General features: G+C 69.3%; 22 protein-coding genes and 1 riboswitch. Of the genes, 11 read left to right on the forward strand and 11 right to left on the reverse strand.

Annotation, left to right across the window (positions count from 1 at the left end):
• Window positions 1-86: 86 nt before the first annotated feature.
• Both clpS and clpA read left to right on the forward strand, forming a co-directional pair.
• A complete protein-coding gene (gene clpS / locus QE438_RS04920) occupies window positions 87-407 on the forward strand; it encodes an ATP-dependent Clp protease adapter ClpS (RefSeq protein ID WP_130522480.1) in 321 nt (106 codons plus the stop codon).
• A gap of 109 nt (window positions 408-516) precedes the next feature.
• Window positions 517-2,802 (forward strand): ATP-dependent Clp protease ATP-binding subunit ClpA, encoded by a 2,286-nt coding sequence (gene clpA / locus QE438_RS04925; RefSeq protein ID WP_130518578.1) that lies wholly within the window; start codon window positions 517-519, stop codon window positions 2,800-2,802.
• 692 nt (window positions 2,803-3,494) lie between these two features.
• Here clpA and infA read toward each other — a convergent pair.
• The 5 genes from infA to trxB form a co-directional block, all read right to left on the reverse strand.
• Window positions 3,495-3,713 (reverse strand): translation initiation factor IF-1, encoded by a 219-nt coding sequence (gene infA / locus QE438_RS04930; protein WP_130518576.1) that lies wholly within the window; start codon window positions 3,711-3,713, stop codon window positions 3,495-3,497.
• 88 nt (window positions 3,714-3,801) lie between these two features.
• Entirely contained in the window at window positions 3,802-4,542 is a 741-nt protein-coding gene (gene aat, locus QE438_RS04935; RefSeq protein WP_306992092.1) for a leucyl/phenylalanyl-tRNA--protein transferase, read from the reverse strand.
• Window positions 4,543-4,546: 4 nt separating this feature from the next.
• Window positions 4,547-5,680: a GNAT family N-acetyltransferase gene (locus QE438_RS04940; RefSeq protein WP_306992089.1), complete on the reverse strand. Its 1,134-nt coding sequence runs from the start codon at window positions 5,678-5,680 to the stop codon at window positions 4,547-4,549.
• 12 nt (window positions 5,681-5,692) lie between these two features.
• Window positions 5,693-6,592 (reverse strand): metallophosphoesterase, encoded by a 900-nt coding sequence (locus tag QE438_RS04945; RefSeq protein WP_306992088.1) that lies wholly within the window; start codon window positions 6,590-6,592, stop codon window positions 5,693-5,695.
• Window positions 6,593-6,621: 29 nt separating this feature from the next.
• Window positions 6,622-7,575 (reverse strand): thioredoxin-disulfide reductase, encoded by a 954-nt coding sequence (gene trxB, locus QE438_RS04950; RefSeq protein WP_306992086.1) that lies wholly within the window; start codon window positions 7,573-7,575, stop codon window positions 6,622-6,624.
• 257 nt (window positions 7,576-7,832) lie between these two features.
• On the opposite strand from trxB, the gene QE438_RS04955 reads away from it, so the two are divergent.
• From QE438_RS04955 to crcB, 4 genes are all read left to right on the forward strand, one after another.
• Window positions 7,833-10,196: a DNA translocase FtsK gene (locus tag QE438_RS04955; RefSeq protein ID WP_306992084.1), complete on the forward strand. Its 2,364-nt coding sequence runs from the start codon at window positions 7,833-7,835 to the stop codon at window positions 10,194-10,196.
• 186 nt (window positions 10,197-10,382) lie between these two features.
• Entirely contained in the window at window positions 10,383-11,012 is a 630-nt protein-coding gene (lolA, locus tag QE438_RS04960; protein WP_306992083.1) for an outer membrane lipoprotein chaperone LolA, read from the forward strand.
• Window positions 11,013-11,141: 129 nt separating this feature from the next.
• Window positions 11,142-12,419, forward strand: coding sequence for a replication-associated recombination protein A (locus tag QE438_RS04965; protein ID WP_306996135.1), 1,278 nt, complete (start codon window positions 11,142-11,144; stop codon window positions 12,417-12,419).
• Between the two features lie 14 nt (window positions 12,420-12,433).
• Window positions 12,434-12,507, forward strand: a riboswitch (Fluoride riboswitch).
• A gap of 114 nt (window positions 12,508-12,621) precedes the next feature.
• Window positions 12,622-13,026, forward strand: coding sequence for a fluoride efflux transporter CrcB (gene crcB, locus QE438_RS04970; RefSeq protein WP_306992080.1), 405 nt, complete (start codon window positions 12,622-12,624; stop codon window positions 13,024-13,026).
• Between the two features lie 15 nt (window positions 13,027-13,041).
• Here the strand turns inward: crcB and dbpA are convergent, their stop codons facing one another.
• From dbpA to QE438_RS04990, 4 genes are all read right to left on the reverse strand, one after another.
• Window positions 13,042-14,418 carry an ATP-dependent RNA helicase DbpA gene (gene dbpA, locus QE438_RS04975; RefSeq protein ID WP_306992078.1) on the reverse strand — a complete coding sequence of 459 codons (1,377 nt, stop codon included), beginning with the start codon at window positions 14,416-14,418 and terminating at the stop codon, window positions 13,042-13,044.
• An 87-nt stretch (window positions 14,419-14,505) separates the two neighbouring features.
• Window positions 14,506-14,940 (reverse strand): barstar family protein, encoded by a 435-nt coding sequence (locus QE438_RS04980; protein WP_130522489.1) that lies wholly within the window; start codon window positions 14,938-14,940, stop codon window positions 14,506-14,508.
• A complete protein-coding gene (locus tag QE438_RS04985; RefSeq protein WP_309732504.1) occupies window positions 14,937-15,395 on the reverse strand; it encodes a ribonuclease domain-containing protein in 459 nt (152 codons plus the stop codon). Before QE438_RS04985 ends, QE438_RS04980 begins: the two co-directional genes overlap by 4 nt.
• Before the next feature lie 127 nt (window positions 15,396-15,522).
• The gene (locus QE438_RS04990) at window positions 15,523-17,295 is read right to left on the reverse strand and encodes a M14 family metallopeptidase (RefSeq protein ID WP_306992074.1); all 1,773 of its coding nucleotides are present in this window, start codon (window positions 17,293-17,295) and stop codon (window positions 15,523-15,525) included.
• 157 nt (window positions 17,296-17,452) lie between these two features.
• Between QE438_RS04990 and QE438_RS04995 the strand changes: the two genes are divergently transcribed.
• From QE438_RS04995 to gpmA, 3 genes are read left to right on the forward strand one after another with little or no spacing between them, the layout of a single operon-like run.
• The gene (locus tag QE438_RS04995) at window positions 17,453-19,027 is read left to right on the forward strand and encodes an oligopeptide:H+ symporter (RefSeq protein ID WP_306992073.1); all 1,575 of its coding nucleotides are present in this window, start codon (window positions 17,453-17,455) and stop codon (window positions 19,025-19,027) included.
• A gap of 35 nt (window positions 19,028-19,062) precedes the next feature.
• Complete coding sequence (locus tag QE438_RS05000) at window positions 19,063-19,668, forward strand: rhomboid family intramembrane serine protease (RefSeq protein ID WP_130518548.1); 606 nt, start codon at window positions 19,063-19,065, stop codon at window positions 19,666-19,668.
• Window positions 19,669-19,727: 59 nt separating this feature from the next.
• The gene (gene gpmA, locus QE438_RS05005) at window positions 19,728-20,477 is read left to right on the forward strand and encodes a 2,3-diphosphoglycerate-dependent phosphoglycerate mutase (RefSeq protein ID WP_130518546.1); all 750 of its coding nucleotides are present in this window, start codon (window positions 19,728-19,730) and stop codon (window positions 20,475-20,477) included.
• 487 nt (window positions 20,478-20,964) lie between these two features.
• Here gpmA and QE438_RS05010 read toward each other — a convergent pair whose 3' ends face one another.
• A complete protein-coding gene (locus QE438_RS05010; protein ID WP_130522494.1) occupies window positions 20,965-21,177 on the reverse strand; it encodes a hypothetical protein in 213 nt (70 codons plus the stop codon).
• 212 nt (window positions 21,178-21,389) lie between these two features.
• On the opposite strand from QE438_RS05010, the gene QE438_RS05015 reads away from it, so the two are divergent.
• Entirely contained in the window at window positions 21,390-21,662 is a 273-nt protein-coding gene (locus tag QE438_RS05015; RefSeq protein ID WP_234852490.1) for a GNAT family N-acetyltransferase, read from the forward strand.
• Between the two features lie 66 nt (window positions 21,663-21,728).
• Window positions 21,729-22,565 carry a DUF3298 and DUF4163 domain-containing protein gene (locus QE438_RS05020; RefSeq protein WP_306992071.1) on the forward strand — a complete coding sequence of 279 codons (837 nt, stop codon included), beginning with the start codon at window positions 21,729-21,731 and terminating at the stop codon, window positions 22,563-22,565.
• A 45-nt stretch (window positions 22,566-22,610) separates the two neighbouring features.
• On the opposite strand, the gene QE438_RS05025 is transcribed toward QE438_RS05020, so the two are convergent.
• Complete coding sequence (locus QE438_RS05025; RefSeq protein WP_130518538.1) at window positions 22,611-22,946, reverse strand: DUF3175 domain-containing protein; 336 nt, start codon at window positions 22,944-22,946, stop codon at window positions 22,611-22,613.
• Window positions 22,947-23,146 lie beyond the last annotated feature (200 nt).

Here is a 23,146-nt window from a genome sequence, read left to right on the forward strand (position 1 = left end):
AGGCCAGTGCCGGGCTTGAAACGCGCGCGGGGGTGCGCAAATTGTGCGTGCGCAGACGCACCTCGTCCAATCCGTATAATTGCCCCATGCCCCGTTCCCCCCAACACGAGCATGATCACGGCGTCCTGGTCGAGACCGGCAAGCCCGAGGTCGCGCCGCCGCCGCTGTACCAGGTCCTGCTGCTCAACGACGACTACACGCCGATGGATTTCGTCATCTCGGTGCTGCAGCAGTTCTTCAACATGGACCTGGAAAAGGCCACCCAGGTGATGCTGCACGTCCACACCCGCGGGCGTGGCGTGTGTGGCGTCTACACGCGCGAGGTGGCAGAGTCCAAGGTGGCCCAGGTCAACGAGTATTCCCGGATGAGCCAGCACCCTTTGCTGTGCACCATGGAACAGTCCTGATCCGGCGCGGATCGGTTCCCATCGCCGGCTGAACACCCAGTTCCAAAGGGGCTGTGGAAATCCCCGCGACAGGCCGCATATTGTTGGCAACAGCAGTTGGGAGCCATCCATGTTCAGCAAAGACCTCGAGCAGACCATCGGCCAGTGCTACAAGCGCGCCCGCGAGGCACGCCATGAGTTCATGACCGTGGAGCACCTGCTGCTCGCCCTCCTCGACAACCCCTCCGCGCAGGCCGTCCTCAAGGCGACCGGGGCGGACACCGTGCGCCTGCGCACCGACCTGGACCAGGCGGTCGAGGCCTCGGTCTCGCGCCTGGCCGAGGACGACGGCCGCGACACCCAGCCCACGCTGGGGTTCCAGCGCGTCCTGCAACGCGCGGTCTACCACGTGCAGTCCTCGGGCAAGAAGGAGGTCACCGGCGCCAACGTGCTGGTGGCGATCTTCGGCGAGAAGGACTCCCACGCCGTCTACTTCCTCAACCAGCAGGACGTGACCCGGCTGGACGTCGTCAACTACCTCTCCCACGGCATCGCCAAGCAGGGCGATGGCGAGGCCGCGCCGTCCGGCGAGCCGGGCGAGGGCGGCAAGGCCGAGGCGGGCGAGGGCGAGGCCAAGGGCGACGCCCTGGCCGAGTACGCCAGCAACCTCAACGAGGCCGCGCGCAACGGCAAGATCGACCCTCTGGTCGGCCGCGCCGAGGAGATCGAGCGCACCATCCAGGTCCTGTGCCGCCGCCGCAAGAACAACCCGCTGTACGTGGGCGAGGCCGGCGTAGGCAAGACCGCCCTGGCCGAAGGGCTGGCCAAGCGCATCGTCGATGGCGATGTGCCCGAGGTGCTGGAAGACGCGGTCATCTATTCGCTGGACCTCGGCGCCCTGGTGGCCGGCACCAAGTACCGCGGCGACTTCGAGAAGCGCCTCAAGGCGGTGCTGAGCGCGCTGAAGAAGGTGCCCAACGCGGTGCTGTTCATCGACGAGATCCACACCATCATCGGTGCCGGCTCGGCCTCGGGCGGCACCATGGACGCCTCCAACCTGATCAAGCCGGCCCTGGCCTCCGGCGAGCTGCGCTGCATCGGCTCGACGACCTTCCAGGAATACCGCGGCATCTTCGAGAAGGACCGCGCGCTGGCGCGGCGCTTCCAGAAGATCGACGTGGTCGAGCCGACCATTGCCGAGTCCTACGAGATCCTGCAGGGCCTCAAGCCCAAGTACGAGGCCCACCACAACGTCAGCTACGCCGACGAGGCGCTGCAGGCGGCGGTGGACCTGTCGGTCAAGCACATCGGCGACCGCCTGCTGCCGGACAAGGCCATCGACGTCATCGACGAGGCCGGCGCCCGCCAGCGCCTGCTGCCCGAGGACCAGCGCAAGCAGCTGATCGACATCGAGGAGATCGAGACGATCGTGGCCAAGATGGCGCGCATCCCGGCCAAGCAGGTCAGCGCGACCGACAAGGACGTGCTGCAGCACCTGGAGCGCAACCTGAAGATGGTCATCTTCGGCCAGGATCCGGCGATCGAGTCGCTGGCCTCGGCCATCAAGCTGGCGCGCTCGGGTCTGGGCAATCCGGAGAAGCCGATCGGCAACTTCCTGTTCGCCGGCCCGACCGGCGTGGGCAAGACCGAGGTCACCCGGCAGCTGGCCATGCAGTTGGGCATCGAGCTGGTGCGCTTCGACATGTCCGAGTACATGGAGCCGCACTCGATCAGTCGCCTGATCGGCGCGCCTCCGGGCTATGTCGGCTTCGACCAGGGCGGCCTGCTGACCGAGAAGATCGTCAAGACGCCGCACTGCGTGCTGCTGCTGGACGAGGTAGAGAAGGCGCACCCGGACATCTTCAACATCCTGCTGCAGGTCATGGACCGCGGCGTGCTGACCGATACCAACGGGCGCGAGGCGAACTTCAAGAACGTGATCCTGGTGATGACCACCAACGCCGGCGCGGCGCAGGCCTCGCGTCGTTCGATCGGCTTCACCAAGCAGGACCACTCCACCGATGCGATGGAGGTGATCCGGCGCGGGTTCACGCCTGAGTTCCGCAACCGCCTCGATGCGATCGTGCAGTTCCAGGCGCTGGGCTTCGACCACATCCTGCGCGTGGTCGACAAGTTCCTGATCGAGCTGGAACTGCTGCTGCACGAAAAGCACGTCACGCTCTCGGCCACCCCGGCCGCGCGCGACTGGCTGGCCCAGCACGGCTTCGACCCGCAGATGGGCGCCCGCCCGATGGCGCGCGTGATCCAGGACAAGATCAAGCGTCCGCTGGCCGACGAACTGCTGTTCGGCAAGCTCATCGACGGCGGCAAGGTCAGCATCGACGTGGTCGAGGACGAACTGGTCGTCACCAGCCAGTCCGAGCCCGAGCGCCTGCTGCCGGCGACGGTCGAGTAAGCGCCGTCCGGCGTGCCAAAACGAGAAAGCGGCCTTCGGGCCGCTTTCTTTTTGGTCTCCTGGCGGTCAATGGATCTTCTTGGCGCGTGCGTGTTTCGGCTTCGGGAGGCAGCGGTCCAGCGGGTGTTTCCGGCTTTTCTCCGATTCGGGCGCTCGGCATCCTGCCTCGCGCGTCGAGGCCACGGGCTTCGAGTCGAAGACGTCGTGGCCTTTTCACTCACCAGGCCTCGAGTCGGCCGGGCATGGGGCAGATCAGCCGGGATGGCCGGCGACTGCGCGCGGCGACGTGCGGCCCTCGCGGAGGGCCGACGCAATTCCCGTGGGAGCAACTGTCTCCTCAAATCCCGCAACGTCCCCTGTAGAGCGGAGCTTGCTCCGCTGCTCTTCGTTCGGATCTTGGGGGAAGGCCCCAGCGGAGCGAGCTCCGCTCTACAGGTGGGAGCTGCGAGCTTGGGTCAATTCAAGCGTTTGGCCATGGAGGCTGGCTGAGCTGGCTGTAGATCAGCGCTCAGCCGGTTCCAGGCTGGCTGGCGAAGTGGCGCACCCAGCCTCGCACGTCTGTCATCGACGGATTGACGCCACCGCACGCCGGCGGAGCGCTTTTCGACCCGACCTGGGCGCATCCCCGAATCGCGCCCAAACGAAAAGGCAGCCTGCGGGAGGCTGCCTTTGGTGCAAACCGCCGGGGCGGTTTACTTCATGCGGTAGGTGATGCGGCCCTTGGTCAGGTCGTAGGGCGTCATTTCGACCTTGACCTTGTCGCCGGTCAGGATGCGGATGTAGTTCTTGCGCATGCGGCCGGAGATGTGGGCGATGATCTCGTGGCCGTTTTCCAGGCGCACGCGGAACATGGTGTTGGGCAGCGTCTCGGTGACGGCGCCTTCGAATTCGATTGAATCGTCTTTCGACATGGAAGCCTGCTGAGAGTGCGGGAGCGGACATGCTGGCCCGCGAAGCCGCGTATTGTACCCCGCGCGGCGGCCTGTCGCAAAATTCCCGTTAAATGCCTGCCAGATCAGCGACCTGCAGCGCGCCGACGCGACCGGTCCACGGTCCCGGCGCATCGGGCAGGGCGACCTGGCGCGCGACTTCAGCCAGGAAGGTGGCGCGCGGCATGCTGGTCGCGCCCATGCGCAGCAGGTGGTCGTTCTCGACCTGGGCGTCGATCAGCGGCCAGCCCCAGCCGCGCAGCACGTGCGCCAGCCCGGCGAGCGCGGCCTTGGAGCCGCCGGAGACCGCGCTGAACATGCTCTCGCCGAAGAACATCCGCCCGATCGCCACACCATAAATGCCGCCGGCGAGCCGCGGGCCGTCCCAGACCTCCAGGCTGTGCGCATGGCCAAGCCGGTGCAGGGCCAGGTAGGCCGTCTGCATCTGCGCGGTGATCCAGGTGCCGTCCTGGCCCGAGCGCGGGGCCTGCGCGCAGGCCGCGATGACCTCGGCGAAGGCGGTGTCGGCGCGCAGCACCCAGCCGCTGCCGCGCAGCTGCCGGCGCAGGCGCTTGGACAGGTGCGCGCCGTCGGTGCGGAACACCGTGCGCGGATCGGGCGACCACCACAGCAGCGGCTGGCCTTCCGAATACCAGGGGAAGACCCCGGCGCGATAGGCGCTGAGCAGGCGCGCCGGGTGCAGGTCGCCGCCGACGGCCAGCAGCCCGTCCGGCTCGCGCAGGGCCAGGGCCGGGTCGGGGAAGGGCGCGCCCGGATCGGCGTCGAGCAGGAACGGCAGGCGGCGGGTCACGGGCTCAGTCCGCGTCCGGGGCGCGGAACGGCGAGCGTGCGGCGAGGACGCGGGCGTGCTCGTGCACCGCCGCGTCCTCCTCGCGGCACCAGCGCGCCAGCGCCTCGCGGAAGTCGGGATCGGCGATCCAGTGCCGGCTGCGCACGAAGCTGGGCAGGAAGCCGCGCGCGATCTTGTGCACGCCCTGCGCGCCGGGCTCGAACCGGGTCAGCCCCTCGCGCAGGCAGTAGTCGATGCCCTGGTAGTAGCAGGTCTCGAAATGCAGCCCGGCCAGGGTCGCATCGGCGCCCCAGTAGCGGCCGTACAGCGTGTCGCCGCCGCGCAGGCACAGCGCGCCGGCGACCGGGCGGTCCTCGTGCTGGGCCAGGAAGATCACCAGCGCGCGCGGCATCGTCGCCGCCAGGTGCCGCAGGAATTCCAGGGTCAGCGCCGGCGAGTTGCCGTACTCGTGGAAGGTCTGCAGGTAGAAGCCATACATCGCCTCCAGGTCGTCCTCGCTGGCCTCGTCGCCATGGACCACACGGAAGCGCACGCCGGCGCGCGCGACCTTGGCGCGCTCCTGGCGGATGTTCTTGCGGTGCTTGTGGTCCATCGCGCCCAGGAAGGCGTCGAAATCGCGCCAGCCGGCCGTGTTGTGCCACTGGTACTGGACGTCGGTCCGCCCCAGCCAGGTCTCGTCGAAGACCGCGTCCTCGGCCTCGGTGTGGAAGTTCACATGCGCCGAGGACAGCTCGTTGCGGGCGACATAGCCGCAGATGGCGGTCAGCAGCGCCTGGCGCGCCGCGCCATCGCGGGCGAGCAGGCGCGGGCCGGTCACCGGCGAGTAGGGCGCCGCGCACAGCCACTTGGGGTAGTACTCCTGGCCGTAGCGCGCGTAGGCGTTGGCCCAGGCATGATCGAACACGAACTCGCCGTGCGAATTGGTCTTCAGATAGCCCGGCGCGGCGGCGACCAGGGTGTCGCCGTCCCACAGCGTGAGGTGGTGCGGGGTCCAACCCCAGTCGCTGCGCAGGCAGCCGGTCTGCTCCAGACCGGACAGGAAGGCGTGGCGCACGAAGGGGTTGCGGCCGTCGTACAGCGCGTCCCAGGTGGCGGGCGGAATCGACGACAGCGAAGGCAGCGCACGAAGCTTGAGCATGAAGCGCTGATGCTACGGGCTCAGCTCCAGCAGGTCGATGGTGGGCGGGTTGAACAGCCGCAGCGGCAGCCCGCTCTCACCGACGCCGCCGGTGGTGTAGACGCGGATGCGGCCCTGCGGACCGTCGTAGGTCTGTTCGCCCTGGTCGAAGCCGTGCTCGACCGGCAGCACGCGCCGGTACAGCCACGGGATCCGCGGCTGCCCGCCGTGCGTATGCCCGGCCAGCACCAGCAGATGCGGGCGGCTGCGCAGCCGGTCGGCGCTGTCGGGATTGTGGGCAAGGACCAGCAGCGGCCGGTCGGCGGGCAGGGCATCGAGAAAGCGCGCGTCGTCCTTGCCCGCCCAGCGATCGCCCAGGCCGGCCAGGGTGAAGCCCTTGAACGGCAGCGCGCGGCCTTCGATCACCTGCACGCCATGGCGCGCCAGCGCCTGGCGTAGCGCGCGGTCGATGTCCGGGCCGGGCTTGCCCTGGTCGTGGTTGCCCAGCACGGCGTAGGTCGGGGCGTCGAGCCCGGCCAACGGCGCCAGCAGCGCGTCGAGCGACTGGCCCTGCGGCTGGTAGGTGAGGTCGCCGGCGATCAGGACCGCGTCGGGATGTTCGGCGTTGGTGCGCTCGACCACGCGCTCGAGGAAGTCGGCCCCCTTGAACAGGCCGACATGCGGGTCGCCGATCAGCGCGATGCGGGCGCTGGCGCCGGTCCCCGATAGCGCGGTGTGGCGCACGCGCAGCAGATTCGGCTCGGCAAAGCGCGCCCAGACGAACAGCAGATCGCCGGCGAGCAGCACGGCCAGCCCCAGGCGCAGACCAAGACGGCGCGCCCGCCACAGGCCCCACAGCGCGACGGCGGCGACCGGCAGGGCCAGCCAACCGCCGTCGAGCACCCAGGCCCTCAGCAGGCCGTGGGCGTCCATTCCCAGCGAGACCGCCGCCTGGGCAGGGATCAGGCGCCCTTGTCCAGGTAGCGCTCCGCATCCAGGGCGGCCATGCAGCCGAAGCCGGCCGAGGTGATCGCCTGACGGTAGTGCTGGTCGGCCACGTCGCCGGCGGCGAACACGCCCGGCACCGTGGTCTGGGTCGCATTGCCGTCCAGGCCGGACTGAATGGTCAGGTAGCCGTTGTTCATGCCCAGCTGGCCCTCGAACAGGCTGGTGTTGGGCGTGTGGCCGATGGCCACGAAGAAGCCGTGCACCTTCAGGTCCTGCGTGCTGCCGTCCAGCACCGACTTGACCCGCAGGCCGGTGACCCCGGCCTCGTCGCCCAGCACCTCGTCCACCACGTGGTGCCAGACCGGCACGATCTTGCCGGCGTCGATCTTGGCCTGCAGCTTGTCCTGCATGATCTTCTCCGCGCGCAAGGTGTCGCGGCGGTGGACCAGGTAGACCTTGTTGGCGATGTTGGACAGGTACAGCGCCTCTTCCACGGCGGTGTTGCCGCCGCCGACCACGGCCACGTCCTGCTCGCGGTAGAAGAACCCATCGCAGGTCGCGCAGGCCGACACGCCGCGGCCCTTGAAGGCCTCCTCCGATTCCAGCCCCAGGTACTTGGCCGTGGCGCCGGTGGCGATGATCAGCGCGTCGCAGGTGTACTCGTGGCTGTCGCCGGACAGCTTGAACGGGCACTGGGACAGGTCGGCGGTGTGGATGTGGTCGAAGATGACCTCGGTCTCGAAGCGCTCGGCATGGGCCTGCATGCGCGCCATCAGGTCCGGGCCCATCAGCCCATGGGCGTCGCCCGGCCAGTTGTCCACCTCGGTGGTGGTCATCAGCTGGCCGCCCTGCTGCAGGCCGGTCACGACCACGGGCTTGAGATTGGCGCGCGCGGCGTAGACCGCGGCCGTCCAGCCTGCCGGGCCGGAGCCCAGGATCAGCAGGCGGCTGTGCTTGGAAGTGCTCATGTATACTCGAAAAAGTGGGCTGAAAAGCGCGCAAGCCGGTGTCATCGGGCGTGCTGCGGACCGCACATAGGGTGACGGCGGGGCGGGGGCGAATCAAGGCGCGCCGATGGAATGCACCGGGGCCGCGGCCCTCGAAGGATGCCTGCGGGCGCCGATCCGGGCGCCAGGGCCGCCGCGCTCAGAGGCGGCGCTGAATTCCGGAGTCGATTCGTTTAGTATCAAGCACTAACACGATATTTCTGAGGTCGGATCCCAAGGTGGCAAAAGCGCTCCCGGAACGCGGCAAATCCAAAGGCGCACCCGCGGCGCGTCGCACCAAGCCGTCCACGCCGCCCAATCCCCGTCGTCAGCGCCTGTGGCGCGACCTGGCGCTGATCGTGATCGCGCCGGTGCTGCTGTACCTGCTGGCCTGCCTGTTCACCTATTCGCCCAGCGACCCCAGCTGGACCCAGTCGGTCAGCGTGACCGGGCAGGTCCACAACGTCGGCGGCCGGGTCGGCGCGACCGTGGCCGACCTGCTGCTGGGCTTCTTCGGCTATGTGGCCTTCCTGCTGCCGATCATCCTGGGCGCGATCGCCTGGATCGCGCTGTTCGGCATGGACAAGGACGGCGATGGCGAGTCCGACCTGGGCCCGGCGCTGCGCCTGGTGGGCATGGTCGGATTCCTGATCTCGGCCTCGGGCCTGCTGTACGTGCGCCACATCTCGGCGGTGGACATCGCCAACGGGCCCGGCGGCATCCTCGGGCGCCTGGTCGGGCGCTCGCTGGAGATGCTGTTCGGCGCGCTGGGCGGCAACCTGTTCCTGCTGGTGCTGTTCCTGGTCTCGGTGACCCTGGCGACCGGGCTGTCGTGGTTCGCGGTGATGGAGCGGATCGGGCAGGGCGTGTCGGCGCTGCCGGACCTGCTGCGCCGCGGCAGCAAGCAGGCCGAGGACTGGCAGCAGACCCGCACCCTGCGCGAGCAGCGCCAGGAAGTGCGCAAGGCCGACGCCGAGGTGCGCGCCAAGCGCGAGCCGGTGAAGATCGAGCCGCCGGCCGCGCCGGTGGTGGAAAAGAGCGAGCGCGCCAAGCGCGAGACCCAGATCCCGCTGTTCCACGGCACCGGCGGCACGGCCGACGGCCTGCCGCCGCTGGCCCTGCTGGACGATCCCAAGCCGCAGGCCAAGGGCTATTCGGAAGAGACGCTGGAAGTGCTCTCGCGGCAGATCGAGTTCAAGCTCAAGGACTTCCGCATCGACGTGCAGGTGGTCGGCGCCTATCCGGGCCCGGTGATCACCCGCTTCGAGCTGGAGCCGGCGCCGGGAGTGAAGGTCAGCCAGATCTCCTCGCTGGACAAGGACATCGCCCGCGGCCTGTCGGTCAAGGCGGTGCGCGTGGTCGACGTGATCCCGGGCAAGTCGGTGATCGGCCTGGAGATCCCCAACACCAGCCGCGAGATGATCTATCTCTCCGAGTTGCTGCGCTCCAAGGAATACGACAAGTCGGCCAGCCCGCTGACCCTGGCCCTGGGCAAGGGCATCGCCGGCCAGCCGACCGTGGCCGACCTGGCGCGCATGCCCCACCTGCTGGTGGCCGGTACCACCGGTTCGGGCAAGTCGGTGGCGGTCAACGCCATGGTGCTGAGCCTGCTCTACAAGGCCAGCCCGAAAGAGCTGCGCATGCTGATGATCGACCCGAAGATGCTGGAACTGAGCGTCTATGAGGGCATCCCGCACCTGCTGGCGCCGGTGGTCACCGACATGAAGGAGGCCGCCAACGGCCTGCGCTGGTGCGTGGCCGAGATGGAGCGCCGCTACAAGCTGATGAGCGCGGTGGGCGTGCGCAACCTGGCCGGCTTCAACAAGAAGGTCAAGGACGCCCAGGACGCCGGCCAGCCGCTGATGGATCCGCTGTTCAAGCCCAATCCGGACCTGGACGAGATGCCGCGGCAGCTGGACACGCTGCCGTTCATCGTGATCTTCATCGACGAATTCGCCGACATGATGATGATCGTCGGCAAGAAGGTCGAGGAACTCATCGCCCGCCTGGCGCAGAAGGCGCGCGCGGCCGGCATCCACCTGATCCTGGCCACCCAGCGCCCCTCGGTGGACGTGATCACCGGCCTGATCAAGGCCAACATCCCGACCCGCATCGCCTTCCAGGTCAGCTCCAAGATCGACTCGCGCACCATCCTGGACCAGTCCGGCGCCGAGACCCTGCTGGGCCATGGCGACATGCTCTACCTGCCGCCGGGCACGGCCATGCCGGACCGCGTGCACGGCGCCTTCGTCTCCGACGAGGAGGTGCACCGCGTGGTCGAGCACCTCAAGGCTAGCGGCCCGGTGGACTACATCGAAGGCGTACTGGAAGAAGTGCAGACCATGGGCGATGGCGTGGTGGTCGGCGCGACCGGCCTGCCCGAAACGGCCGGCAGCGACGATCCGGAGGCCGATCCGCTCTACGACCAGGCGGTGCAGATCGTCACCGAGACGCGCCGCGCCTCGATTTCCGGCGTGCAGCGTCGCCTGAAGATCGGTTACAACCGGGCCGCGCGCCTGGTCGAGGCGATGGAAGCGGCCGGCGTGGTCAGTGCGCCCGAGCACAACGGCGACCGCAGCGTCCTGGCGCCGCCGCCGCGCTGAAGCGGCGGGGAACCTCGGCTGAGCGGCGTAACGCCGCACGGCCATCCTTCGCTGGATCGTCGAGGCTGCCTCGCCTGCCGCGCGCGGGCCTGCAGCCGGATCCCGCCCGTTCGCGGCAGCTGCCATGGCCCGCCGATTCAGATTCGACGCGTCACACTTGCCGCATCACGACATCAGGGGTTTTGCATGATCCGCATGCTGAGATTGGCCGTGCTGGGCACGGCGCTGCTGGCCGGCACCGCGCTGGCCGACGCGCGCGCCGAGCTGGTCGCCTTCACCAATGGCCTCAAAGGCCTGGACGGGCAGTTCAGCCAGACCGTCTACAACGCCAACGGCGCGGTGAAGGAGCGCTCCAGCGGCCGCGTGGCGCTGGCCACGCCGGACCTGTTCCGCTGGGAGTACGCCAAGCCCTATGAGCAGCTGATCGTGGCCGACGGCAGGAAGGTCTGGATCTACGAGCCGGACCTGCAGCAGGCCACGGTGCGCGATCAGGGCAGCGAGGCGCAGAGCAGTCCGCTGGCCGCGCTGCTCAAGCCCAAGGAGCTGGACGCCAAGTTCGACGTCTCCCAGGCCCCGGCCGCGCAAGGCCTGGAGTGGATGACGCTGACGCCCAAGCGGGATGATGCGACCAGCGGCTTCGAGGTGGCCGAGCTGGGCTTCGCCAACGGCCAGCTCAAGCGCATGAAGGTGACCGACGCGGTCGGCCAGCGCACCGAGGTGGAGTTCAGCGGCTGGAAGCGCAACCCGGCCTTCGCCGCCGGCACCTTCAGCTACAAGCCGGCCGCTGGCGTGGACGTGGTCGGCGCGGCGCAGTAAGGCCGCCGCGACGACGCCTGGGCGCGCACCGCCTACAATGGCGGTGTGGCCCGCACCCGCACTTCCCAGCCTCCCACCGACGATCTGCTGAGCGTCGATCGCAGCGCGCTACAGCCGCTGGCCGAGCGCATGCGCCCGCGCACGCTCGACGAGATGGTCGGCCAGCGTCGCCTGCTCGCGCCGGGCACGGCGCTGCGCCGCGCGGTCGAGTCCGGGCGCGTGCATTCGATGATCCTGTGGGGGCCGCCGGGCTGCGGCAAGACCACGCTGTCGCTGCTGCTGGCGCAGTACGCCGATGCGGAGTTCAAGGCGATCTCCGCCGTGCTCTCCGGCCTGCCGGAGGTGCGCCAGGTGCTGGCCGAGGCTGCGCACCGCTTCGCCCAGGGGCGGCGCACGGTGCTGTTCGTCGACGAGGTGCACCGCTTCAACAAGGGCCAGCAGGATGCGTTCCTGCCGCATATCGAGCGCGGCACGATCCTGTTCGTCGGGGCGACCACCGAGAACCCGTCCTTCGAGCTGAACTCGGCGCTGCTCTCGCGCTGCCGCGTGCACGTGATGGAGGCGGTCTCGCCAGCCGACATCGCCCAGGCGCTGCGCCATGCGCTGGAAGACAGCGAGCGCGGGCTGGGCGGGCAGGGGCTGGAGGTCTCCGATGAGGCGCTGATGCAGATCGCCGGGGCGGCCGATGGCGACGTGCGCCGCGCGCTGACCCTGCTGGAGATCGCCGCCGAGCTGGCGGTGGACGAGGGCGGCCAGGTCACCGAGGCCACCCTGGTGCAGGTGCTGGCCGACCGCACGCGGCGTTTCGACAAGGGCGGCGAGCAGTTCTACGACCAGATCTCGGCGCTGCACAAGTCGGTGCGCAGCTCCAATCCGGATTCGGCCCTATACTGGCTTACGCGCATGCTCGATGGCGGCTGCGACCGGGCGTATCTGGCGCGCCGGCTCACGCGCATGGCGATCGAGGATATCGGCCTGGCCGATCCGCGCGCCCAGCAGATGGCGCTGGAGGCCTGGGACATCTACGAGCGTCTGGGCAGCCCGGAAGGGGAGCTCGCACTGGCCCAGCTGGTGCTGTACCTGGCCTCCACCGCCAAGTCCAACGCCGGCTATGCCGCCTTCAACCAGGCCAAGGCCGAGGTCCGCGAAACCGGCACCCAGGAGGTGCCGATGCACCTGCGCAACGCGCCGACCAAGCTGATGAAAGGCCTGGGCTACGGCCAGGGCTATCAGTACGACCACGACGCCGAGGGCGGCATCGCCTTGGACCAGACCGGCTTCCCCGACGCGATGGGCGAGCGCATCTACTACCAGCCGGTCGAGCGCGGGCTGGAGATCAAGCTCAAGCAGAAGCTCGATGCCTTGCGCGCGGCGCGCGCCCAGGCGCGGGCTGACAAGGCGCGCTGAAGCGGCTATCGTCGCGGCCCACAGGAGATGGCATTCCTCCTCGAACCGCCGGCGGCGCGACCGTCGTGCTGATGATGCCTGCCCAACCCCACGCCGGGGTGGCAGGTGCGTGCCCCGGCATCGATCCTTCGGAGACCGTCATGCCGCAACACGCCTTACACCCCTGTCTTGTCCTGTCGATGCGCACCTCGCGAGGTGCGGCATGAATCCTTCCCTGTGGTGGCAGCAGCTGGCGCTGGTGATGGGCGGCGGTGCGCTGGGCGCGGGCCTGCGCTTCTGGATCGGCGGTCAGATGCTGCGCCAGTTCGGCAGCGGCTTCCCCTACGGCACGCTGGCGGCCAACTTCATCGGCTCGCTGGTCGGCGGCTTCCTGCTGGTGTGGCTGGAGAACCGCGGGCCCTCGGCGCTGTACCTGCGCGCGTTCCTGGTGGTCGGCATCCTGGGCGGGCTGACCACCTTCTCCTCGCTGATGATGGAAAGCCTGATGCTGGCGCGCACGGGGCGCGGCATGGTGGCCTTCGCCAACCTCGGGGTCAGCCTGGCCGGTGGGCTGGTGCTGGTCGCGCTGGGCGCCTGGATCGCGCTGCAGCTGCGGCCGGCGTCGTAAGCGCCGGCCCCATGCTCAAAGCTTGCGCACGCGGAAGCTGCGGCCCTTGATCTTGCCGGCCGACAGGCGCGCCACGGCCTTGTCGGCCTGGCCGGCCTGCACGGCGACATAGCTGCGCACCGGGCCGATCATGATCTTGCCGATCGCGCTGCCGGGCAGGCCGGCGTCGCCGGTCAGGGCGCCGAGCAGGTCGCCGGGACGCAGCTTGTCCTTCTTGCCGCCGTCCACGCGCAGGGTGGCGAACGGCGCGCGCGGCGGCTGCGCCGGGCGGCCGGTGGCCAGCGGGGTCTTCATCCATTCCAGCGGCGCGCCGGTGAGTTCCTCGAGCATCCGCGCCCGGGGCAGTTCGCGCGGGGCGACCAGGCTGAAGGCCAGGCCGCTGCGCCCGGCGCGCGCGGTGCGGCCGATGCGGTGGGTGTAGGTGTCGGTGTCGGTCGGCAGTTCGTAGTTGAACACCGCGGCCAGTTCTTCCACGTCCAGGCCGCGCGCGGCCACATCGCTGGCCGCCAGCACATTGCAGCTGCCGCCGGCGAAGCGCACCAGGACCTCTTCGCGATCGCGCTGCTCCAGGTCGCCGTGCAGGGCCAGCGCCGAGAAGCCGTAGCCCTGCAGCGAGTTGGCCACCTCGTCCACGTCCTTGCGCGTATTGCAGAACACCACGGCCGGCTCCACGCGCTGCGCCAGCAGCAGGCCGGCCAGGGCCTTCTGCCGCAGGGCGGGTTCGACCTCGCAGAAGCGCTGCAGGATGTCCGGCGCGGCGGCGGCGGTCTGGCCTGCGGCCACTTCGAGCGGCTCGCGCAGCATGTCTTGGGCGATGCCGCGGATCGCCTCGGGCCAGGTGGCCGAGAACAGCAGGCTCTGCCGGGTCCTGGGCGTGCGACCGACGATCTCGCGGATCTGGTCCTCGAAGCCCATGTCCAGCATGCGGTCGCCCTCGTCCAGCACCAGCACGCGCACGCCGTTCAGATGCAGGGCCTTCTTGCGCATCAGCTCCTGCACGCGGCCGGGCGTGCCGACCACCACGTGCGGGTCGTGCTCGAGCGAGGCCAGCTGCGGCTCCAGCGCCATGCCGCCGCACAGCAGCGAGACCTTCAGATTGGGCAGGCCGACGGCCAGGCGACGCACGGCGCGGGCGACCTGGTCGGCCAACTCGCGCGTGGGGCACAGCACCAGCGCCTGGGTCTTGACCAGGCCGGTGTCCACCCGCGCCAGCAGCCCCAAGGCGAAGGCGGCGGTCTTGCCGCTGCCGGTCGGCGCCTGGGCGATGAGGTCGCGCCCGTCGAGAACGGCCGGCAGCGCGCGCGCCTGGATCTCGGTGGGGCGGGTGTAGCCGGCGGCGTCGAGGCCGCGCCGCAGCGCGTCGCTCAGCGGCAGTGTCGAGAAATCATCCATGCACCATGATCGCATGGCGCACCGTGCGGCTCGCGGTTCTGGCGGCGCTTTGAAGGCTTGGCCGTCCAGCGCAGCGCATCGCCCGCGCTAATCCTCGAGCGCGTCCATGTCCTTGTCGCGCAGCGCCAGGAACGCCCAGAACGGCAGGCCGCGTTCGCGCCAGGCCAGCTGCGCCTGGTCCAGCACCGAGACCAGCGTGTCGAAGTCGGCCTCGTTGCGCGCATGCAGCTCGCCGGCGCTTTCCAGCAGCAGCACGTAGCCGGCGCCGGGCAGCCAGCTCAGGTCGCGCAGGCCGTCCAGCAGGCCATCCCAGTTGCGTCCGGTGCCCAGGGGAAAGTCCAGCGCCACGGCGATGCGCAGCAGCAGGGTCTGCTTGTCGCGCACGCCGAGCAGGTCGATCCGCCGCAGCACCAGGCGCGCGCTGAAGGCGTAGGCGGCCAGCACGTCCAGGTCCTGCATGCCGACGAAATACACGCCGGCGCGGCTGGCGTCCTCCAGATGCGGATCCTGATCGGCGTTCATGGACGCGGCACCTGGAACGAGCGGAAGCTCTCGTAATGGTCGGCGTTGTACCAGTACGCGCGCGGCGGTGTGCCACCGGTGATGATCCGGCGCGCGCCGCGGTTGGGCGCGCCGGGCATGCGCACCGTGTACTCGTGATACCAGCCGCGCGGCTGGGCGGGCAGGCGTCCCTCGTAGTTGCCGAAGACCGTGCCGTCCTGCGGGTACGGGAAGGGCCCGCCGCGGGCGATCAGCGCCAGGGTGTCGCGCGCCTCGGGCGGCAGGAAGGCGGGCAGGGCGTCGGCCCGCGCCGCCGCGCCGGAGGCCGTGGTGGCGATCGGCGCCGGTGTGCTTTCGGTGGCAGGCCGCGGCGCGCGCGTGGCCTGCCAGGCGACCGCGGCGATCGCCACAGCGACCAGCAGCAGCCGTCCACGTCCCTGCCAGAATCCTTGTGGGCGCGGTCCCCGACCCGACATGCCCTTCCCCATTCAGCTTGGAGCCGGCAGTTTGGTCGCAGCGCCCCGGCTTGTAAACCAAGGCGGCGTCTGGCCACGGATATTCACGTCTTCGCGGCGGCCTCCAATCCGCCCGCGCGGCGCCCGATCAGCGCGGCGTCTGGTCGGTGCGCAGCACCGGATACAGGCCGTAGCGCGTATCCCAGGACGGGTGCCGGCGGGCGAAGAACTCCAGCCGCGCGCGCGGGCTGGTGGCGAAGGCCGGATCGTCCTTTAGCCGCTGCTCGAAGGCCGCCTTGACCTGCGGATCGCGCAGCATCTGCCGCGCCACGTCCTCGGCCACATAGCTCTCCATGTATTCCTTGCGCTCGAACGCGGCGTTGAACAGGCCCCACTGCAGCAGCGAGTCCGGCGCGTCCGGGTCCAGCAGCGCCACCACCAGCCGCGCGCGCGGTTGGGCGATGGGCACGAACAGGCTGCCGGCCGGCAGCTGCGCGGATTCGTCGGCCCAGGCGCCGGCGAGCTTGAGGCGCTGGTGGCCCTCGGTGGAGGTCTTGTCGAAGTCGATGCGCGTGGCGCGGTAGGCCTGCGCCGGCGCATCCAGCGGCGCGTCGAGGCGGCGGTACTGCAGCCCGTGCGCGCGCAGGCGCGGCTCGACCATCGGCGCCCAGGCGACCGGCACCAGGTAGCCGGCGCGCGGCGCGGTGGTGGTCACCGCCGGCTCCATGGTGTCGCGCAGCGGGATGTGCCAGACCTGCGGGGTGGCTTCGTCGTAGCGCGTCATCAGCCCGCCGGAGACCTCCGAGGGCGTGCGCGTATAGGCATAGCCGAGGAAGTCGATCGTGCGCGGGGTGTCGTTGGCCTTCCAGTCCAGCACCTGCGGCTGGCCGCCGAGCCGGGTGGCCGCCTCATCGGCCGCGGCCGCATCGCCGCGCCAGGCCGCGCCGTGCGCGGCGGCCTGCTGCAGCACGGCGACGATGGCGTTGCCGGTGATCGCCACGCGCTGCGGATAGCGCAGCCACGAGTGCGTCTCCACCAGCACGCCGAAGCGGTTGCGCAGTTGGAAGTAGCCGTGCGAGAAGCGCGGCGGATAGATCTCGTCGGCAAACCCGGCCGCCGGATTGTCGTTCTCGGCCAGCGAGGGATAGAACGGCAGGGCGTGCGAGCCCTGGCGGTCCAGCTGCGCGATCATCGCCGCGCGCAGTGCCTGGCCGTCGCGCTGCAGGGTGGCATCGCCCTCGTGCGAGGGCTCGACCTGCACCGAGATGTCGTGGCGGAACTTGGCCCCGTCGGTGACGTGCAGGTCCATGGCGATCAGCGGGTCCCAGGCGTCGACCAGGGCCAGCATCGCCTGCATCTCCGGCGCGTCGGCCTTCATGTAGTCGCGGTTGAGGTTGAGGTTCTGCGCGGTGGCGCGGAAGCCCATTTCTTCCGGGCCGCGCTGGTTGGGACGGTTCCAGGGGCCGAAGCGCTCGTGCCCGTCGGCGTTGAATACCGGTACGAACAGCCAGACCACCTTGTCCAGCGTGCCCTTGGCGCGCTTGCCCTCCAGCAGCTGGCGGGCGACCAAGAAGCCGGCGTCCTTGCCATCGATCTCGCCGGGATGGATGCCGCCCTGGATCAGCACCACCGGCAGGCCGCGGGCGCGGGCCGCGGCGGGATCGAGCGCGCCGCTGGTGGAGATGGCCATGGCGTGCAGCGGCCGGCCTTCGGGCGTGGTGCCGAAGTCGAAGCAGCGCACCGCCTGCGGCCAGCGCGCGGCGAAGGCGGCGCACAGGCGCCCCACTTCCTCGTAGCGGCCGGTCCTGGTGAAGCCCGAGGCCTCGGAGACGCTGACCAACGCCGCCTCGCTGGACGCGGCGGCGACCGGCGCCAGGAGACTCAACAGCAGACAGGCGAGCAGGGCGGGGCACAGGCGCATCGGGACGGGCACGGTTGGTATAAGGGGCGGCCATCATGCCAGCGATCCCGCGCGCGACGGCCCGCGCGCGCGGGTGGGGAGGGTCTGACAGGGTGGTCAGCCAAGCGCGCCGGAGCGCTCGCTAAGCTGGCGCACGATTTTTTGCCGTCGAGTTCCCATGCACGCCACCTCGTCCGCGGCCCGCCTGCCGCGCCAGATCCCCTTCATCATCGGCAACGAAGGCTGCGAGCGCTTCAGCTTCTACGGGATGCGCAACATCCTGACCTCGTTCCTGGTCGGCACCCTGCTGCTGCATGCGCCGGAAGCCGATCGCGGGGCGATGGCCAAGGACGTGTTCCACAGCTTCGTGATCGGGGTGTATTTCTTTCCGCTGCTGGGCGGCTGGCTGGCCGACCGCTATTTCGGCAAGTACAACACCGTGCTGTGGTTCTCGCTGATCTATTGCGCCGGACACGCGTGCCTGGCGATCTTCGAGCACGACCGGCACGGCTTCTACACAGGGCTGTTCCTGATCGCGCTGGGCTCGGGCGGGATCAAGCCGCTGGTGGTGTCCTTCGTCGGCGACCAGTTCGACCAGTCCAACAAGCATCTGGCGCGCAAGGTGTTCGACGCCTTCTACTGGATCATCAACTTCGGCTCGTTCTTCGCCTCCCTGGCGGCGCCGATCCTGCTGCGCAGCCATGGGCCGGCGGTGGCCTTCGGCGTGCCGGGGGCGCTGATGCTGATCGCCACGCTCGTGTTCTGGCTGGGCCGGCATCGCTACGTGCACGTGCCGCCGGCGGCGTCCGACCCGCACGCCTTCCTCAAGGTGGTGCGCAGCGCGCTGTTGGCGCGCGTGCCGGGGCAGGGCAGGCCCGGGCTGGCCCTGGCGGTGCTGGGTGCGGTGCTGGCCGTGGGCGCGCTGGCGGCCACGCCGGTGCTGGGCTTCGTGGCGGCCGCGTGCCTGGCGTTGGGGCTGGTGATCGCCTTCGGCGGGGCCGGGGCCTCGCTGCAGCTGGAGCGCGCGCGGGGCATTCATCCCGATGCGGCGGTCGATGGCGTGCGCGCGGTGCTGCGCATCCTGATCGTGTTCGCGCTGACCACGCCGTTCTTCTCGCTGTTCGACCAGAAAGCCTCGACCTGGGTGCTGCAGGGACAGGCCATGCAGATCCCGCATCACCTGGCGTGGTGGCCGAGCTGGCTGGTCAAGGACGCCGCGCAGATGCAGGCGCTCAATCCGCTGCTGGTGATGCTGCTGATCCCGTTCAATGCGCTGGTGCTGTATCCGCTGCTGCGCCGGATTGGCATCGATCCCACGCCGCTGCGGCGCATGGGCGCGGGCATCGCCCTGGCCGGCGTGGCCTGGGTGGTGGCTGGACTGCTGCAGCTGGCGCTGGATGGCGGCCGCCCGGTGTCGCTGGCCTGGCAGACGCTGCCCTATGCGCTGCTGACCCTGGGCGAGGTGCTGGTCTCGGCCACGGCGCTGGAGTTCGCCTACAGCCAGGCGCCGGTGGCGATGAAGGGCGTGATCATGGCCTTCTGGTACCTGGCCACCACCTTCGGCAGCCTGTGGGTGCTGCTGACCAACGCCGGCGTGCGCAACGCCACGGTGACGGCGCACATCGGCGATACGGGCCTGAGCGAGGCGGCCTTCCTGATGTTCTTCTTCGCCGGGTTCGCCTTCCTGGCCGCGATGGCCTTCGCCGGCTACGCACGGCGCTATCCGATGCAGGACAATTACCGGGCCGCCTGACCCGCGCGCGCCTTCGTCCCGCTTACAGGAACCGCATGATCACCCTGATCCTCATCGCCATCACCGTGGTCGTCTCGCTGCTGGCCTTGAACAACCGCCGCGTCGCCGACCGCCTGATCCTGTGGCCGCCGGCCATCGACAAGCTTCACCAGTACGACCGGCTGATCACGCATGGCTTCATCCATGCCGACTTCATGCACCTGTTCTTCAACATGCTCACGCTGTTCTTCTTCGGTCGGCAGATCGAGGGCTTCATGGAACAGCAGACCGGCACCTGGTGGGCGTATCCGCTGTTCTATCTGTCGGCGCTGGTGATGGCGATCCTGCCGACCTATCTGAAGCACCAGAAGGACCCCAACTACTTCAGCCTGGGCGCCTCGGGGGCGGTGTCGGCGGTGCTGTTCGCCTTCATCCTGCTGGCGCCGTGGTCGCAGATTCTGGTGTTCGTGATCCCGATGCCGGCCATCCTGTTCGCCGTGCTCTACGTGGTCTACAGCATCTGGATGGACCGCCGCGGTGGCGATCGGGTCAACCACAGCGCGCATCTGGCCGGGGCGGCCTACGGGATCATGTTCATGCTGATCATGGAGCCGCAGGTGCTGCAGCACTTCCTGGCCGAGCTGAGCCGCCCGCGCCTGTAGCCGCCCTGCGCTGGCCGTACAATCGGCGCCCCCCTGACAGCTTCGCGGAGAACGACCCAGTGAGCCGAACCCTAGTCCTGCTGCGCCACGGCCAGAGCGAGTGGAACCTGTCCAACCGGTTCACCGGCTGGGTCGACGTGGATCTGACCGAGCAGGGCCGCGCCGAGGCGGCCGCGGCCGGCAAGCTGATGAAGGACGAGGGCCTGAAGTTCGACGTGGCCTACACCTCGGTGCTCAAGCGTGCGATCCACACGCTGCAGGGTGCGCTGAAGGAGATGGACCAGGACTGGCTGCCGGTGCACAAGAGCTGGCGCCTGAACGAGCGTCACTACGGCGCGCTGCAGGGCTTGGACAAGGCCGAGACGGCGGCCAAGCACGGCGAGGAGCAGGTCAAGATCTGGCGCCGCTCCTACGACATCCCGCCGCCGCCGATGGAAGCGGCCGATCCGGGCCATCCGGCGCAGGACCGGCGCTACGCCATGCTCGACCGCAATGCGCTGCCGGCGACCGAGTCGCTGGCCACCACGCTGGAGCGGGTGCTGCCGTACTGGCACGACGCCATCGCGCCGGCGCTCAAGGACGGCAAGACGGTGCTGGTGACCGCGCACGGCAACTCGCTACGCGCGCTGTACAAGTACCTCAACCATGTAAGCAAGGAAGAGATCCTGGAGCTCAACATCCCTACCGGCATCCCGCTGCTGTTCGAGCTGGACGACCAGTTGCAGGTCAAGTCCTTCCGCTACCTGGGCGACCCGGAGGCGGCCAAGCGCGCCGCCGAGGCGGTGGCCAATCAGGGCAAGGCCAAGTAACAGCGGTCCCGGGCAAGGCGAAGTGACAGCGCCGCCCGCTGCCGCGCGCGTCGAGTGCAGGGGCTTCGTGTTGAAGAAGTCCTGATCTTTCGGGTCGCAAGCCTTGTTCGGCAGGGCGTCCACTTGTAGAGCGGAGCTTGCTCCGCTGCTTTTCGACCGGATCATCGGCAAGCCCCAGCGGAGTCCCCGAGATGGGATTGCCACAAGCTCCGCTCTACAAGGAGGCTGCGGCTTGATCCGAGAGACAGTTGCTCCCACAGAAGCAGGGTTTCACCGAAGGAGGCTCCCGCTGAGGCGCGAGCCTCGGGCCATCCCAAGAATCGGCCAGGGGGCTGGCCGAGGGTCAGCACTCGGCTGGGTCGAGGCGGTTGGGGAAGCCTGTTCAGACTCGTGCTGACCGGCCACGCGCCCCGGAAAAGCACAAAAAAACGGGCAACCCCCGTTGCCCGTTTCCAATGGTGAAACGCGAATCCGGTGGCGCGGCTGGTCAGGACCCTGCCAGCGCGCTCTTGCTTTGATCGAACGGAACATCGTCGCTGCCATAGGACGAGAGCAGGCGCTCGTACACGGCATTGTTGAGCCGCTCGAACTCCCAATCCTGGGTATTGCCATTCACGGAAAGCTGGTACAGGCCTTCGAGCAGGGTGAAATCGCTGGACGACACGCCCGCCACGCTGCCCGCCTCTTCGATCTGACTCATCGCACGTCCCCCTAGCTGATTCGTCGCTTGGTTCGTGGGGACTGCATATGCAGCTTCCGTGCCAAAATTCGACGCCGCGTGGCGGGGCGTCACGGGGCGGCATCCGCCTTCCAGGCGGCGCGAAAGTGACGCGCTGGGTCAGACCCTGCCATGCGCCGGTCTCACGCCGGGCGTGGCAGGCTGTGCGTCCTCTCAGCCAAGGTCAGCGCCCCGTGCCCGACGTCCAACATGATCCCGCCGCCGGCAAGTTCTTCCTGGACAAGGACGGCCAGCAGGCCGAGTTGGAGTACCGCCGCCACGGGGCGCAGATGGTCATCACTCACACCTTCGTACCCGACGCGCTGCGCAATCGCGGCCTGGCCAGCGAGCTGGTGCGCGCGGCGCTGGACCTGGCCCGGAACGAGGGCCTGAAGGTCGTCCCGGTGTGCAGCTACAGCGCGGACTTCCTGCAGCGCCATCCCGAGTACGCCGATCTGCGGGCCTGAAGGCCCGCCCCGCAGGCCCGCGCGCCGCTACACTCCTGCCGTTTTTTGCAAGAAGGAATGACTTCCATGGGTACAGGAAAGACCATCGTCCCCGCACTGCTGGTGGCGGGCCTGCTGGCCGCATGCAGCCCGTCGTCGACACCGCCCCAGACCAGCGCGCCGGCCAACGGCACGGCGCCCGCCAGCACCGCGCCTGCCGCCTCGGCGCCGCCGGCCCAGGCCGCGCTGGCCGACGTGGCCGAAGCCGACCCGCGCTATGTCATCGGCATCAGCTATCCGCCGCAGATCAACCAGTACCCGGGCCTGGCCAAGGCCGTCGGCGATTACGCCGGCGCCGCGCGACAGGGGCTGATGGAGGCGGTGAACGACCTCGGTCAGGAGAAGCCGACGGCGCCGTACGAGCTGTCGCTGGCCTTCGACATGGTCGCCAACACGCCCGAGGTGGTGGCCGTGTCGGGCAACGGCAGCCGCTACACCGGCGGGGCGCATGGCGAGCCGCTGGTGGCGCGCTTCACCTGGCTGCCGCAGCGGCAGACGCTGCTCACCACCCAGTCGCTGCTGACGCAGGGCAAGGGCCTGGAGGCGGTCAGCAGCTATGTGCGCGAACAGCTGCATACCGCCGCCTCGCTGCGCAACGACGATCCCGGCATGTCGCCGGAGGACCGCGCCAGCCTGCTGCAGTCGGCCACCCAGATGATCGACGAGGGCACCGCGCCCAAGCTGGAGAACTTCAGCCTGTTCCAGCCGGTGATGAATGCCGACGGCAAGATCACCGCGCTGCGGTTCGTCTTCCCGCCGTATCAGGTCGGGCCGTACTCGGACGGCACCCAGACCGTGGACGTGCCCGCGCAGGTGCTCGCGCCCTATCTGGCGCCGGAAGACGCGGGGCTGTTCGTCAAGTAAGGGGAGGGCGGGCGCCGCGCTGCGGATCGCCCGCGCCGCTTTGGATCAGGCGGCCGCCTTGCGCGGCTTGCCGTAGAGCGCCCGCAGTTCGTCCTTGGCGCGCTCCAGGATGTCCAGCCGCTGCCGCGGCAGGGTGCTGCCGGCGCGGTTGATGTAGAAGACCAGCATCGACATGGCCGAGCGGAAGGGCGGCGCCTTGCGCCGGGTGCTGGCCTCGGCCGCACGCTTCAGCGCGTGGGCGATGTCCTTCGGGTCGTCCTGCTCGAAGACGCCGGGCTTGAGGTCCAGCGAATGGCTGGTTTCGGTGACGTGCTGTGACCAGCGGGGGTCCTGGTGATGCTCTTCTTCCTGGGATGGGTGGGCGTGTTTCAGCGTCATCATCGATCTTGCTCCTGTTCGCGCTCAGTCGGGGGATGCCGGGGCGCAGCACGTAGGACGCTATCGATGAGGACCTAAAGAAAACGCGAACTGACTGTTGCGAAAGTCTTTGCGTTGCGTGGGGTTCCGAGGCATCGGTCCCATTTCTCGTCCTGCATCGCATCACAGGCCGGCATTCCGGGCGTGTTGACCGCGGCCCCGGA

This window comes from Pseudoxanthomonas sp. SORGH_AS_0997 (assembly GCF_031453535.1).
GTDB lineage: Bacteria > Pseudomonadota > Gammaproteobacteria > Xanthomonadales > Xanthomonadaceae > Pseudoxanthomonas_A > Pseudoxanthomonas_A winnipegensis.